A 12,591-nucleotide genomic window follows, 5' to 3' on the forward strand; every position below is an offset into this window, starting at 1 on the left:
GTCAGCCCGGGACGTGATGCCGAGTTTCGGCTAGGATTCGCCGCCTTTCCGTTCTCTCGAAGGCGTTCGCGTGGAGTCCGGCCGGCCGGTGCGCCGGTGCGCCCGCCGAAGCAAGATTGGAGATGGGGTTCCGACCCTGCTCGTGCGGTCAAGCCGAACGACACCGAGCGGAAGGACAGTTGTCGTGAGCATTGCGCGCCGCCTGGCCAATCTCTTTCGGATCAAGGCCAACAAAGCCCTCGACCGGGCCGAAGACCCACGCGAGGTGCTCGACTACTCCTACGAACGCCAGCTGGAGATGCTGACGAAGGTCCGCCGCGGCGTGGCCGACGTGGCCACCAGCCGCAAACGCCTCGACCTGCAACTCACCCAGTTGCAGCAGGCCGCCGACCGGCTGCGGGAACAGGCCGCGCAGGCCGTCGACCTCGGCCGCGACGACCTCGCCCGCGAGGCGCTGACGCGCCGGGCCGCCGTCACCGCCCAGATGGGCGACATCACCGCCCAACGTGACGCACTGACCACCGAGGAGGCCAAGCTCACCACCGCCGCCACCCGGCTGCAGGCTAAGGTCGAGGCGTTCCGGACCCGCAAGGAGACCATCAAGGCCACCTACACCGCGGCCGAGGCGCAGACCCGCGTGGGTGAGGCGGTCTCCGGTATCTCCGAGGAGATGGGTGATGTCGGTCTGGCCGTCCAGCGCGCCGAGGACAAGACCGCGCAGATGCAGGCCCGCGCCGGCGCGATCGACGAACTGCTCACCTCGGGCGCGTTGCAGGACGCCACCGCGACGACCGCCGGCCACGACGATCTGCAGGCCGCGCTCGATGCCGCGCGCGGTGACCACGGGGTCGACCGCGAACTCGCGGCGCTCAAGGCCGGCCGGCCGGCCTCGGCCATCGGCGGTCTCCCGGAACCTCGGGCGGTGAGCGGAAGGCAACCGGACGAGGAGGCCCAGTGATGATCATCAGGATCCTCGGTGAAGGTCAGTACGACGTGCCGGAGTCCGCGCTGACCGAGCTCAACGTGCTCGACGCTTCGGTGCAGGCGGCCGTCGACGCCGGCGACGCGACCGGGTTCCGCGCCCGGCTGGGCGATCTGCTCGCCGCCGTCCGTGAGCGCGGCACCGCCGTGCCCGACGACGTGCTGACCGTCTCCAACCTGGTCCTGCCCGCGCCCGACAGCGCTCTGGCGGATGTGGCCGCGCTGCTGGGTGACGAGGGCCTCATCCCGGGCTGAGGAGCCGGCGATGCGTACCCGATTCCGTCCCGACCGCCAGCTGACCGCACGCATGGCGTTCACCGTGTTCCTGCTCGGCCTGGTGTACGTGGCGTTCGTCGCCGTGCTGGTCGCGCTGCTGAAGTCGTGGGTCGCGATCGTGCTCATCGCGGGTGGCGTGCTGGTCGTCCAGTACTGGTTGTCCGACCGGATCGCCCTGGCGGCCATGCGCGCTCAGGTCGTCGACCCGCGGCAGCAGCCCCGTCTGCACGGGATCATCGACCGGCTGTGCGCCGCCGCCGACATGCCCAAGCCGCGCGTCGCTGTCGCCGGCACCGATCTGCCCAATGCGTTCGCCACCGGTCGCAACACAGAGCGCGCGGTGGTGTGCGTGACCACCGGCCTGCTGCGTCGCCTCGACACCGACGAGCTGGAAGGGGTGCTCGCCCACGAGCTGTCCCACATCGCACACCGCGACGTGGCGGTCATGACGATCGCCTCGTTTCTCGGCGTCCTGGCCGGCATGGTCACCCGCTTCATGTTCTACTCGCAGCTGTTCGGCGGACGCCGCCGCGACGGCGACCAGACGTATCTGCTGGTCATCCTGGTCATGCTCGTCTCCGCGGTGGTGTACACGCTGAGCTTCCTGCTGATCCGGGCCCTGTCGCGCTATCGGGAGCTGGCCGCGGACCGGGCCGGCGCGACGCTGACCGGCCGCCCCTCCGTGCTCGCCTCGGCGCTGACCAAGGTGACCGGCGAGATCGCCCGCATTCCCACCCGTGACCTGCGCACCGCGCAGCCGTTCAACGCGTTCTTCTTCACCCCCGCGGTCGGGGCGCGGCCGAGCCTTGCGACCCTGCTGTCCACGCATCCGAGCCTGCAACAGCGCCTGGACCAGCTGGCCGAGATCTCGGCCGAACTCGGAGAGGCGGCACCGAGCGCATGAGATTCCTCGACGCGTTGCTGGGGCGCACGAGGCCGGTCCAGCCAAACCTCGACGCCCTGTTCGCGGTACCGGCCGCGGCCACCACCCTCCAGGCGGCCCTGGACCTGGTCCCCACCGGCGTGGGCGCGGTCTGCTTTAAGCCGGCCGAGGGCCAGGCCGCCACGCAGGCCCGGACGGACGCGGTCTCGCTGCTCACCGCGGACCGCGCGACGCATGTGGCCGTCAGTCAGGACGAGTACGGCTACACCTGGATCGCCAGCCGGCACGAGAGCGGCGACCTGGCCGGCCTCGTCACCGACCTGCACGCGGTGAACAGCACCCTCGCCGACGCCGGTTACGGGCCGAGCCTGCTGTGCACGATCATCGGGTTCGTCGGCGCCGCCGACACCCGCCGGCTCGGCCTGGTCTACCTGTTCAAACGCGGCACGTTCTACCCGTTCGCACCATCCGGGGCGCACACCCGCGACAACGCCCTCGAGCTGCAGACCCGTGCGCAGCTCAGCGGCGAGCTTCCCGTCGAGCCGGACCTCGGCCGCTGGTTCCCGATCTGGACGACGCCGGCCCTGTAGGTGCGCGGCAGCGTTCAGCTGTCGGCGAGACGTTCCATGATCTGCGCCGCCTTCGCCAGCGTCCGGCGTTCGGCGGGGGAGAGGTGCCGTTCGATGGCTTCCTCGAGCCAGGCTTCGCGAACGGCGGGGATGCTCGAGATGAGCCGGTGACCCGGGGCGGTGATCGAGATGAGCGTCTTGCGTCCGTCTGTGGGATCTGGCTCGCGGTCGACAAGCCCTTCCCGGCTCAGGGCGGCCACGGTCTCGGCCATCGACTGCGGGCGAACGTGCTCGGCCGCGGCGAGGGCGCTGACCGTCGTCGGTCCGTCCTGATCGATGCGACTGAGCGTGGCGATCTGCGACCACGTCCAGCGCATGTCGCTGGGCGCGGACTCGGTGCGCAGTCGCGCCCGCAGCCGGACCATCGCGTGCGGAAGCTGGCGAGCAACGTCGCGGGCAAGCGGTGCCGTCATGGGTGAGCACTCTATCCGGTCGGCGACCATAGCCAGGCTGCCTGTACAGGAAATCTGTACAGGCAGCCTGTCGTTTTGATAGCGTTGGGTGGTGGTAGGCAGAGCAGAGCATCGATGACATCGTCGGACACGACCGAAACCCGCACGCGCGACGAGGCCGGCGTCGCGAGCGGATCCGGCACCGGTCGGCAGCGCGAGGCGTTCTCGTGGCGGTTCGTCACCCCGCTGTTCATGGGTGCGTCGCTCAACCCGATGAACAGCTCACTGATCGCGACCGCGCTGGTGCCCATCGCGCATGCCATGGGCGTGTCGGTCGGCCGGACCGCGATCCTGGTATCGGCGCTCTACCTGGCCAGCGCGGTGGCCCAGCCCACCGCCGGCAAACTCGCCGAGCAGCTCGGCCCGCGCCGCGTCCTCCTCGCCGGCATCGTGCTGGTGATCGTGGGTGCCATCGTCGGCGGGGCCGGGCAGGACATGACGGCGCTGACCGTCGCCCGGGTCCTGATCGGGATCGGCACCTCCGCCGGATATCCGGCGGTGATGGTGATCATCCGCCGCCGCGCGATCTGGGCGGGCATGGGGGAGCCGCCCGGCCGCGTGCTCGGCGGCCTGACCGTCGCCGGTTCCATCACGGTCGCGGTCGGCCCGCCCATCGGCGGCGTGCTCGTGGCCGCGTTCAGCTGGCGCTCCGCCTTCCTCGTCAACATCCCGGTCGCCGTCATCGCGCTGCTGCTGACGATGATGTGGGTGCCCAGGGACGAGCCGCTGCGACGCCGTCCGCTGCGCGAGATCGCCAGCCGCATCGACGTCAGCGGCATTGCACTGTTCGGCGGAACCATGAGCGCTCTGCTGGTCTTCCTGCTCTCCCTGCCCGACCCGGCCTGGATCCCGCTCGGGATCGCTGTCTTGCTGTGCGTCGCGCTCGTGCTGTGGGAACTGCGGGCGGCCGCGCCGTTCATCGACATGCGGCTGCTCGTCTCCAACCTGGCGCTGACCCGCACCTACCTGCGCGGCGCACTCACGCTGCTGGCGTTCTACACCGTCCTGTACGGCGCCACCCAGTGGATGGAGGCCGCCCGCGGCTTGTCCAGCCAGGAGGCCGGTCTCGTGCTGCTGCCGATGGGCGTCTTCGCCGCGCTCGTGGCGTGGCCGATCTCGGCCCGTAACCTCGTCCGCGGCCCACTGATCATCGGCGCCGTGAGCCTGGTCCTGGCCTCGGCCTCCCTCCTGCTGTTCACCTCGGGAACTCCGGTCGCGGCCATCGTCGCCGTCACGGTGCTATTTGCGATCATGCTGGGCATGACCTCCGTGGGCAACCAGACCGCCCTCTACACCCAGGCGCCTGCGGAGCAGGTCGGCATCGCCGCCGGGCTGTTCCGGACCTTCAGCCATCTCGGCTCCATCGCCTCGGCGACCGTCACCGGCATCGTCTTCCGCCACAACGTCACGGACTCCGGCCTGCATCTGCTCGGCGGAGTCCTGGTCGGCGTCAGCGTCGTCGTCCTGGCCCTGACAGTGTTCGACCGCGCCCTCAAGACCCCGCGCCGCGCCGGGGAGGGGACGAGCCGCCCCGGGCGGCGTTGAGCCACTGTTCATCCGAGCGGCCACGGCGCCGGCCGCGATCGCTCGGATGAACAGCGGCTTGGTCGCTACGCCTCGGCTCGTTCCCGGCGGCGCGCCGGCATCAGCAGTGCCAGGAGCGCACTGGCCAGTGCGATGCCGGCGCCGATCCACATGACCGTGTGCATGCCGGACATGAATGCGCCTTCGGTCGCACGGGTGATCGCCGCCGCGGTCGGATCGTTCAGCTGCGCGGTGAGGTTCAGCGCGCCGAGCGGAGCGATGCCCTGTTCGGCCAGGCCCTTGTGGACGACGACCTGCTCCGCGATCACGTCGGGGACGTCGGCGCGGCCGAGTGCCGCCGGCAGCGTTCGCGCGACGATCGTGGCGATCACCGTCCCGAACACCGTCGTGCCGAGCACGCCGCCGAGTTGGTTCGCGGTGGTCTGCAGGCCGCCCGCGACCCCGCTGTGCTCGACGGGGGCCGTCCCGACGACGGCCTCGGTCCCGGCGACCACGACCATCCCCATGCCGAGGCCCAGCAGGATCAGCCATGGCCACTGCCGGCTGTAGGGGGAGTCCGCGGACAGGCCGAGCAGCCCGAAGAAGCTCGCCGCGAGCAGCGCCATGCCGAGGGCCAGCGGCCAGCGCGAACCCAGCCGCTCGGTCAGGCGCCCGCCCAGCGGCGAACCGACCATGAACGTCGCCATCAGCGGCAGCAGGCGAACACCGGTCTCCAGCGGTGTGCGGCCGTTGACGTTCTGCATGTACAGGCCGATCGAGAACAGCACGCCGTACAGCGCGACGTTCCCGGTCACGAGCAGGACGACACCCACCGACAACGCCCGGGAGCGAAACAGCGACAGCGGAAGGATCGGCGCGGGGAAATGGCGCTGCCGGATCACGAACCCCGCGAGCAGCGCCAGCGCCGCGGCCACGCCCGCGGCCCAGTACCACCATGCGTGGCCGGGCGCGCTGGTCAACGCCCAGACCATGACGAACAATGCCCCGGCCAGCACGCCGGCGCCGACGATGTCGAACCGGCCGGCGCGGTCCACGGCGCGGCTCTCGCCGGCCCACCGGACCGCCAGCGCGCCGGCGGCCAGCCCGATCGGGACGTTCAGCACGAAGATCGCCGGCCAGGACAGGTACTCCACCAGCAGCCCGCCGATGATCGGTCCGGCGGCGGCCGCGAACGCCGATGCGGCACCCCACATGCCGATGGCACGGTTCAACTCGGCCGCCGGGAACGTCGAGCGCAGGATCGCGAGAGTGTTCGGTACCAGCAACGCTCCGGCAAGTCCCTGCAGCACCCGGAAGGCGATCAATACCGGGGTCGACGGTGACAGTGCGCACCCGAGGGACGCGAGCGCGAAACCGGCGACTCCGACCACGAAGAGTCTGCGCCGGCCGAACCTGTCACCGAGCTTGCCGCCGACGATCAGCGTCACCGCCAGTGCCAGCAGGTATCCGTTGGTCACCCACTGCAGGCCGGTCATCGACGAGCCGAGGTCGCGGGCGATCGTCGGGTTGGCGATGTGGACGACGGTTCCGTCCAGGCTGACCATCACCACCCCCAGTGACACCGCGACGAGGGTCAGCCGCTGCTTCCGCCTCGACGGGCTGACGCCCGTTGCTTCGATTCCGTCCACGTGTCCTCCAAGTGATACATGCTGTCTCAGTTGAGACACGTTGTATCATTTACTCGTGGACGACGCCAGTGATCTCAACGCGACCGAACAGGGGCTGCGGCAGGACGCCCGGCGCAACCGGGAGGCGGTGATGGCCGCGGCGATCCGGATACTCGCGGCCGACCCCGAGGCGAGCATGCGACAGATCGCCGCGGCGTCCGGCGTGGCGCGAGTCACCGTCTATCGGCACTTCCCGACGCGTGAGCACCTCATCCAGGCGCTGATCGACCTCGTCGTCGACGAGGAGCGGGCCGTCGTCACGAACGCGATCACACCGGCCGCCACCGCCGTCGAGGTCTTCGATCGCCTCGGCTCAGGGATCATCCGGGTCGGCGAACGCTACCGGTTCCTCGACAACCGGTCCGGCAGTGTCACCGAGGCGCCGCTGCGCCACCCCGCCGCCGACGAACCGCTGCTGGTCTGGCTGGCCGAGGCCGCCAAAAGGGGCGAACTGCGCACCGATCTGCCGCCCGAGTGGATGTACGCGATGATCCATGGCCTCGGCCGCGCGGCCAACGAGGAAGTGCTGGTCGGACGCAGAACCGCCGACGAAGCCGGTCAGTTACTCGCACACACCCTGACACACGCCTTCGCCGCCGGGGGTGACGGTTCAGCGACCGGACCCGGCGGCCGGCGTCACCCGGGTGCCGGAGGTGGCGGCAGCGGTACCGCGGCCTCGGCGGTGTAGACCAGGAAGGTCAGGGTCTCCTGGAAGTACAGCTGGATGCTCGTGGCGTCATGGGTGAGATAGCCGATGGCGACGTCCTGGCCGAGGTGGAGTTCGAAGTCGCCGCCGCGGGTGGACAGCAGGAACGCGCCGTCGACGGCGGGTGCCCAGATGATCTCGCCGTCCACGACGCGGGCGATGTGGTCCCGGATCGGGTACCCATGGTCGGAGGTCTCGCTGACCGCGGTGTAGGCGTCGGCGCCGAGCGCCAGTGCGTACGGGCCGTTGACGCCGGCCAGGCGCAGCGCGGTCACGGCCCGGCTGACGGCGGCCGGATAGTCTCGGACGTCCGCCGGCAGGGCGATCGCCGGGTTGGACGAGCCGGGGCGGATGCCGGCGATACCGGCCTCGGCGTAACCCTCGAAGATCGCGCGGTCCTCGGCGAACGCCAGCCGGCGGGCGCCGTTTTTGACCGGCTGCCAGTCCGCGTCCTTGGCGCCCCGTTCGACGTCGTCGACCTGCTGCCGGTCGACGGCGAAGGCCACCCGAAGCTCGACGATCGGCTGTGCGTGGCGGACACGGGCGGCGACCCCGTCGGCGAGGGACTCGATGTCCCGCAGATGCCCGGTGCCCACCGCCGACAACTGAACCCCGGCCGGGCCAACGACGTCGACGAGGCGGCGACCGGCCACGTGCCGGCGGAACGTGCGCCGCGCCTCGTCCTCCAGGTCGGCCCACGCGGCGTCGGAGATCGGCGCCAGTTCCCGATGCAGGTTGTCCATCACTCGTCGCTCCCTTTGAGGTCACCGATCCCGAGGGTGCGGACCGGCATCGCCCGCTCGGACGGCGCGGCGGCCGTGGCCTCGGGCGCGTCGGGCAGGTCGTCGAGAAAATCGGCGCTCGGGACGAAGAACAGGGTGCCGGTCACAGGGGTGGAGAAGTCCAGGATCCGGTCGTACCGCGCCGGCGGATCACCGAGGAACATCCGCTCGAGCATCCGCTCGGTGACGGCCGGGGTGCGGGCGTAGCCGATGAAGTACGTGCCGAACTCACCACGTCCCACCGTGCCGAAGGGCATGTTGTCACGCAGGATCTTGCGCTCGGTACCGTCGGGTTCGGTGATCGTGGTCAGCGCGACATGCGAGTCGGCCGGCTTGACGGCGTCGTCCAGCTCGACGTCGGAGAGCTTCTCGCGGCCGATCACCAGCTCCTGGGCCTCGACCGGCAGGGCGTTCCACGCCCGCAGATCGTGCAGGTACTTCTGGACGATGACGTAGCTGCCGCCGGCGAACCGCTCGTCCTCCGCGCCGATCAGCACCGCGGCGGCCGCCGCCGGGCCGACCGGGTTCTCCGTCCCGTCGACGAAACCCAGCAGGTCGCGCACGTCGAAGTACTTGAACCCGTGCACCTCATCCTGGACGGTCACCGCGTCCCGCACGCGCCCCATGATCTCCGCCGCCAGCGCGAAGCACAGGTCCGGCCGCTGCGCCCGGATGTGGAACAGCAGGTCTCCGGATGTGGCCACCGCGCGGTGGACCGGTCCGGCGAGTTCGCGCAACGGGTGCAGCTCGGCCGGGCGCGGCCCGGCGAACAGCCGGTCCCACGCCTCCGAGCCGATCCCCGCGACGCAGCTCAACCTGCCTTCCTGCGCCCGGAACCCGATGGCCCGTCGCAGGCCCGGCAGGTCGGACAGCAGTGCCCGCGCCCGCGACTCGCCCCCGGCATCGATGGTCAGCACGAGGAACAGCGCCGCGCGGGTCAGCGGGCTCAGCACCGCCTGCGGGATCACGTTGCCGCGCTACCCGTTCACGGCGCCGCTACGCCTGTGTTCCGTTGTTGCGACAACTCTCCGACCGCGCCGCGGCGCTGACGTACATCGTGCTCGTGCTGGCCGTCTCGGCTGCGACCGCCGGCCTGCTCGGCGGGCTGATCCTGGCGATCTCGCCGCTGCACCAGTGACACGGCCGCGGTCCAGGCCGCCACCGCCGCCGGATGCGGTCGGCGAACCGTCAGAGGCCCGGTCAGCGCCGCGGAGAGCAGCAGCCCGGCCCACCCGTTCAGCCGCACGGCTGACGGACCGGGCATCCGATACCGCCGCCAACTTGCCCAGACGCGCGGGAGGGCCGCTGCGGCGCCCTGAACCCCAGGGCATCCTCGCCCAGGACCCGGCGCTGCGGGAAACCACCACCGTGCCCTACTGCGTAACACCGCGGTCGGATTCCACCGCAGCAACGGCGAACCCGACATCGCCCGAGCCACCAGACGCGCCAATCGCTGCCCCAACGACCTCATCGACGCCGTGACCAGGAGTTACCCGACTCTGCAATGACTCTGTTCCTTCTTCCGGGGCCGGCCTGGAGTCACGCTGTATTTCGAGTGCCGTCATCAGCGCATTGCGATCCACGTGCTCCAGCTGCCGACGTGCCACGCCGATCGCTGCCATGATGACGGCCGCCTTGATGTCTCGGCCTGAGACTCCATCGATCGCTGCCAGTTCCTCTATCAAAACGTCATCAGCCAATGGGAGTTCGGCCGGCAGGTGGGTTCGCCAGATTCCGATCCGGGCCTCCCGATCGGGGAGGTCGAAGTCGACGTGAAGCAGTCGGGACTCGACGGCCGCATCGTAGCTGTGCGGCAGGTTGCTAGCGAAGACCACCAAGCCCTCGAACGCGTCGAGCGCCTGGAGCAGTTCGGTGCGCATCGAGTTGATGGCGCTTTCCGCCGCTTGCTCTGGTTGTGCGAACCTACGGGACAGGAGTGATTCTGCCTCGTCGATGAACAGGAGCGCCCGCTCTCGCGTCGCGGCAGCGAACAGATTCGCCAGGTTCTTCGGGCCGTCGCCGTGGTATTTGCTCTCCAGGTCCGACAGCCGCGCTGACATGATCCGCAGGCCAAGGCGGTCGGCAACCGCATGGGCGGCAAGGGTCTTACCGGTTCCGGGCGGACCGCGAAAGTTCACTGCCACAGACGGGTTGGGCTCGATCGAACTCAGGTTCCAGGTGTCGAACACCGTGGGGCGCGCTTCATAGAATGCAACGCAGTCCAGGAGTCGTTGCATCGTCGGTTCCGGCAGGATGACCTGCGAGAAGCGGTACTTCGGTGTCGTGCTGGAGAAGGTCCGCTCCGCAGAGCCGGAGGTGTCGGGAGTTGCGGCCTTTCCGGCAGTCGGTGCGGGCGGAATCCCATAGCCGATTCGCATCGCGAACGGCGGCGGGTGAAAGGCCTGGACGAACTCGTTCATGACGCTGAAGAGCCGGACACGCAACTGTGCGGCATCAACCGGTGTCACCCACTCCGGGATGCCGTCGAGGACGAGTGGCGCGATATCCGCCGCTGGGCCGGCCGGGCGCCCGTCACGTCTCGACACGAATCACCTGCCCGAGTTGTCCGGAGAGTGTCCCGTCCACCTGGCCTGCCTGCCAGGTCTGGGAACGGACCTGGGTGCCGTAGGAGTTGAAGACACCAGCGACGACTTTGTACTTGCCACTCGCCAGACGGGTGGCGATGACATTGGCGTAGCCATTCCTCAGGGAGTTCAGCGCGACCCAGTTGCTGACCGTCGACCACCTCAGATAGATCACGACGATCGCAGCACCAGCGGCCAGGCTCGAGACTACCCACCAGATAATCAGGCTAACGGGTTCCATGACGGCCTCATCTGTAGACGACCATGCCCGCGCCGGCGGCGTGGGACTCGATGATCTCCCGACTTGGGCTGCGGGAACTGGCGATGGCTCTGGCATCGATGACCTGTTTCGTCGCCTGGTTGTAGAAGCCCTGGACGATGCGGGTGTTCCGTGGCTTTCCGTCGAACACGCCGGGGATGACCGCGTACTGCTGGTTGGCGACACGTTCGGCGATGGTGAAGGCGATAATTTTTTCGTCGGCGGCCTTGATGTGGCCTCGTTGTCGGAACCACTCGGTGAGGGCTTCCATGGTGAGCACGATGACGAGAACCGAGATCAGGATGACTCCGTAGTGATGCAGCGCCCAGATGATTGCTGCAGAAAATGGGTCGGACACTCCTCGACTCCTTCACGGAAAGGTCGGGTCGGTTCCTAACGGTGGCGCCTGAACCAGCGGTTGAGATCGTCCTGCGACAAGGCGCGACGCCGGCGACGCCGACGTAGGCGGAAGGCGAGACCGACGACAGCCACCGCCGCCAACCCGGCCTCGACGAGATTTTCAGTCCAGCTCATCTACGGCACCTCTACGGGAAGATGACCAGATCGTGTTTTGCGAGGTGTGCGGAGAGTTCCGGGTCGAACCGTCGCACTACCATGGCCCGTCCGTAGACTTCGCCCGCCGGGTTGGAGCACGGCATGTGGTTGGCGTCCACGAAGACCTGGAAGCAGAGTGTCACCCGCCTGCGAAAGGAGGTGCGGAGACGCCTGCGGACCAGCAGCGCACCGTGATCGACGCACGGGTCGGCGGGGCGTTCACTCACGAAGTAACGGATCACCTCGCGCATCGTCAGGGCGTCGACACCGATCGGCCTCGGCACCTTCGAGATTTGGTGGACAGCGCTCTGGAGCATTTGGAAGAAGGCCGGATACACGACTGCTGCCAGTGGATCCGTGATAGGCGACATTGATGGCTTTCCGGTGTCGTCGGACATGCGTGCCCCTATTGACTGCGCCGTTCCGGTAGTATTTGGCCCGCATCTGGACCGCCGGCCCTTGCGCTGGTACACAGTCATCGCTGGTCCCTTGCGGTCCCCACAGCAGAGTCATCCCTTGTCGGGGAGTATGCGTACCGCACGGGCCCGCGGTGAAGGCCCGCGGGTCACTCAATGACCCGTGTCAGCCACCCGACAAACGCATTCACGGCGGAGCGCAAGGATGAACGGATGGACGACGGTACAGTAACCGGCCGAGTGCTGACCGTGCTCGACGCCGTGGCCGACCTCAACGACGGCGCAACCCTGGCCACCCTGACCCGGCGCACCGGCATCCCGAAGCCGACCGTGCGCCGCATCGCCGCCGATCTTGTGAACCGCGGAGTGCTGCAACGCGAGGGCTCCGTCTACTCGCTGGGCCCGCGCCTGCTCGAGTTCGGCCAGCGGGCGGCCCCGGAGCTGCGGTTGCTCGCGCAGCCTCACCTGTATGACTTGTTCCACCGGACCCGGGAGGTCGTCTGGGTCTCGACATTCACCGAGTCGAGCAACGTGTTGGTGGCGAGCGCCTTCGGCCACGACCGGGCGGCGGACATGCGCCGTCCGTGGCCGAGCACGTTGCGTAGCTTCCGGTTCCTCAACAGCGCGGCCGGGTTGGTCCTGCTGGCCGAGCGCCCCGAGCTGGCCGAGGAGTTCCGGGCCCGGCCGCTGCCGCGCCTCACTCCGTACAGCCTCACCACCTGGGCCGGCCTCGACGCCGCCACTCGGGCCGCGCAGCAGGCTAGATGATTGATGCCTTGAAGATTCGGGCGTGTGTCGCTGCTGGGTAGATGCGGGGAGGGTGTCCAAGATCGGCGTTGCTGACCCAGCCGCCGA

The 12,591-nt window shown here is 69.2% G+C and carries 16 protein-coding genes; 8 read left to right on the forward strand and 8 right to left on the reverse strand.

Features of this window, described 5'->3' with window-relative positions; genetic code table 11:
* Positions 1-184 precede the first annotated feature (184 nt).
* From ABT297_RS34140 to pspAB, 4 genes are read left to right on the forward strand one after another with little or no spacing between them, the layout of a single operon-like run.
* The gene (locus ABT297_RS34140) at positions 185-958 is read left to right on the forward strand and encodes a PspA/IM30 family protein (protein ID WP_350556601.1); all 774 of its coding nucleotides are present in this window, start codon (positions 185-187) and stop codon (positions 956-958) included.
* Positions 958-1,236, forward strand: a complete 279-nt coding sequence (pspAA, locus tag ABT297_RS34145; protein ID WP_350556602.1) for a PspA-associated protein PspAA — start codon at positions 958-960, stop codon at positions 1,234-1,236. Before ABT297_RS34140 ends, pspAA begins: the two co-directional genes overlap by 1 nt.
* 10 nt (positions 1,237-1,246) lie before the next feature.
* Positions 1,247-2,161 (forward strand): zinc metalloprotease HtpX, encoded by a 915-nt coding sequence (gene htpX / locus ABT297_RS34150; protein WP_350556603.1) that lies wholly within the window; start codon positions 1,247-1,249, stop codon positions 2,159-2,161.
* Positions 2,158-2,730 (forward strand): PspA-associated protein PspAB, encoded by a 573-nt coding sequence (pspAB, locus tag ABT297_RS34155; RefSeq protein WP_350556604.1) that lies wholly within the window; start codon positions 2,158-2,160, stop codon positions 2,728-2,730. Before htpX ends, pspAB begins: the two co-directional genes overlap by 4 nt.
* A 14-nt stretch (positions 2,731-2,744) precedes the next feature.
* Here pspAB and ABT297_RS34160 read toward each other — a convergent pair whose 3' ends face one another.
* Complete coding sequence (locus ABT297_RS34160; RefSeq protein ID WP_350556605.1) at positions 2,745-3,212, reverse strand: MarR family winged helix-turn-helix transcriptional regulator; 468 nt, start codon at positions 3,210-3,212, stop codon at positions 2,745-2,747.
* A gap of 84 nt (positions 3,213-3,296) precedes the next feature.
* Between ABT297_RS34160 and ABT297_RS34165 the strand changes: the two genes are divergently transcribed.
* Complete coding sequence (locus ABT297_RS34165; RefSeq protein ID WP_350556606.1) at positions 3,297-4,766, forward strand: MFS transporter; 1,470 nt, start codon at positions 3,297-3,299, stop codon at positions 4,764-4,766.
* 65 nt (positions 4,767-4,831) lie between these two features.
* Here the strand turns inward: ABT297_RS34165 and ABT297_RS34170 are convergent, their stop codons facing one another.
* A complete protein-coding gene (locus tag ABT297_RS34170) occupies positions 4,832-6,394 on the reverse strand; it encodes an MFS transporter (protein ID WP_350556607.1) in 1,563 nt (520 codons plus the stop codon).
* Between the two features lie 55 nt (positions 6,395-6,449).
* On the opposite strand from ABT297_RS34170, the gene ABT297_RS34175 reads away from it, so the two are divergent.
* Complete coding sequence (locus ABT297_RS34175) at positions 6,450-7,121, forward strand: TetR/AcrR family transcriptional regulator (protein ID WP_350556608.1); 672 nt, start codon at positions 6,450-6,452, stop codon at positions 7,119-7,121.
* On the opposite strand, the gene ABT297_RS34180 is transcribed toward ABT297_RS34175, so the two are convergent.
* Positions 7,070-7,882, reverse strand: a complete 813-nt coding sequence (locus ABT297_RS34180) for a family 1 encapsulin nanocompartment shell protein (RefSeq protein WP_350556609.1) — start codon at positions 7,880-7,882, stop codon at positions 7,070-7,072. The genes ABT297_RS34175 and ABT297_RS34180 overlap by 52 nt on opposite strands.
* Complete coding sequence (locus ABT297_RS34185) at positions 7,882-8,889, reverse strand: Dyp-type peroxidase (protein WP_350556610.1); 1,008 nt, start codon at positions 8,887-8,889, stop codon at positions 7,882-7,884. Before ABT297_RS34185 ends, ABT297_RS34180 begins: the two co-directional genes overlap by 1 nt.
* Before the next feature lie 47 nt (positions 8,890-8,936).
* On the opposite strand from ABT297_RS34185, the gene ABT297_RS34190 reads away from it, so the two are divergent.
* Entirely contained in the window at positions 8,937-9,059 is a 123-nt protein-coding gene (locus ABT297_RS34190) for a hypothetical protein (protein WP_350556611.1), read from the forward strand.
* A gap of 235 nt (positions 9,060-9,294) precedes the next feature.
* Here the strand turns inward: ABT297_RS34190 and ABT297_RS34195 are convergent, their stop codons facing one another.
* From ABT297_RS34195 to ABT297_RS34210, 4 genes are all read right to left on the reverse strand, one after another.
* On the reverse strand, positions 9,295-10,467 hold the full coding sequence (locus ABT297_RS34195; protein ID WP_350556612.1) for an ATP-binding protein: 1,173 nt from the start codon (positions 10,465-10,467) through the stop codon (positions 9,295-9,297).
* A complete protein-coding gene (locus ABT297_RS34200) occupies positions 10,454-10,747 on the reverse strand; it encodes a hypothetical protein (RefSeq protein ID WP_350556613.1) in 294 nt (97 codons plus the stop codon). Before ABT297_RS34200 ends, ABT297_RS34195 begins: the two co-directional genes overlap by 14 nt.
* Before the next feature lie 7 nt (positions 10,748-10,754).
* A complete protein-coding gene (locus ABT297_RS34205) occupies positions 10,755-11,123 on the reverse strand; it encodes a hypothetical protein (protein ID WP_350556614.1) in 369 nt (122 codons plus the stop codon).
* 187 nt (positions 11,124-11,310) lie between these two features.
* Positions 11,311-11,718, reverse strand: a complete 408-nt coding sequence (locus ABT297_RS34210) for a hypothetical protein (RefSeq protein WP_350556615.1) — start codon at positions 11,716-11,718, stop codon at positions 11,311-11,313.
* A 231-nt stretch (positions 11,719-11,949) separates the two neighbouring features.
* Here ABT297_RS34210 and ABT297_RS34215 point away from each other — a divergent pair, with 231 nt between their 5' ends.
* Positions 11,950-12,504, forward strand: coding sequence for a helix-turn-helix domain-containing protein (locus tag ABT297_RS34215; RefSeq protein ID WP_350556616.1), 555 nt, complete (start codon positions 11,950-11,952; stop codon positions 12,502-12,504).
* Positions 12,505-12,591: the final 87 nt, after the last annotated feature.

The organism is Dactylosporangium sp. NPDC000555 (assembly GCF_040300025.1).
In the GTDB taxonomy this organism is placed as follows: Bacteria; Actinomycetota; Actinomycetes; order Mycobacteriales; family Micromonosporaceae; genus Dactylosporangium.

Coding starts and splice junctions, on each gene's coding strand:
- pspAA (WP_350556602.1), top strand. CDS start 958: ATGATCATCAGGATCCTCGGTGAAGGTCAGTACGACGTGCCGGAGTCC.
- ABT297_RS34160 (WP_350556605.1), bottom strand. CDS start 3,212: ATGGTCGCCGACCGGATAGAGTGCTCACCCATGACGGCACCGCTTGCC.
- pspAB (WP_350556604.1), top strand. CDS start 2,158: ATGAGATTCCTCGACGCGTTGCTGGGGCGCACGAGGCCGGTCCAGCCA.
- ABT297_RS34165 (WP_350556606.1), top strand. CDS start 3,297: ATGACATCGTCGGACACGACCGAAACCCGCACGCGCGACGAGGCCGGC.
- ABT297_RS34180 (WP_350556609.1), bottom strand. CDS start 7,882: ATGGACAACCTGCATCGGGAACTGGCGCCGATCTCCGACGCCGCGTGG.
- ABT297_RS34200 (WP_350556613.1), bottom strand. CDS start 10,747: ATGGAACCCGTTAGCCTGATTATCTGGTGGGTAGTCTCGAGCCTGGCC.
- htpX (WP_350556603.1), top strand. CDS start 1,247: ATGCGTACCCGATTCCGTCCCGACCGCCAGCTGACCGCACGCATGGCG.
- ABT297_RS34215 (WP_350556616.1), top strand. CDS start 11,950: ATGGACGACGGTACAGTAACCGGCCGAGTGCTGACCGTGCTCGACGCC.
- ABT297_RS34210 (WP_350556615.1), bottom strand. CDS start 11,718: ATGTCCGACGACACCGGAAAGCCATCAATGTCGCCTATCACGGATCCA.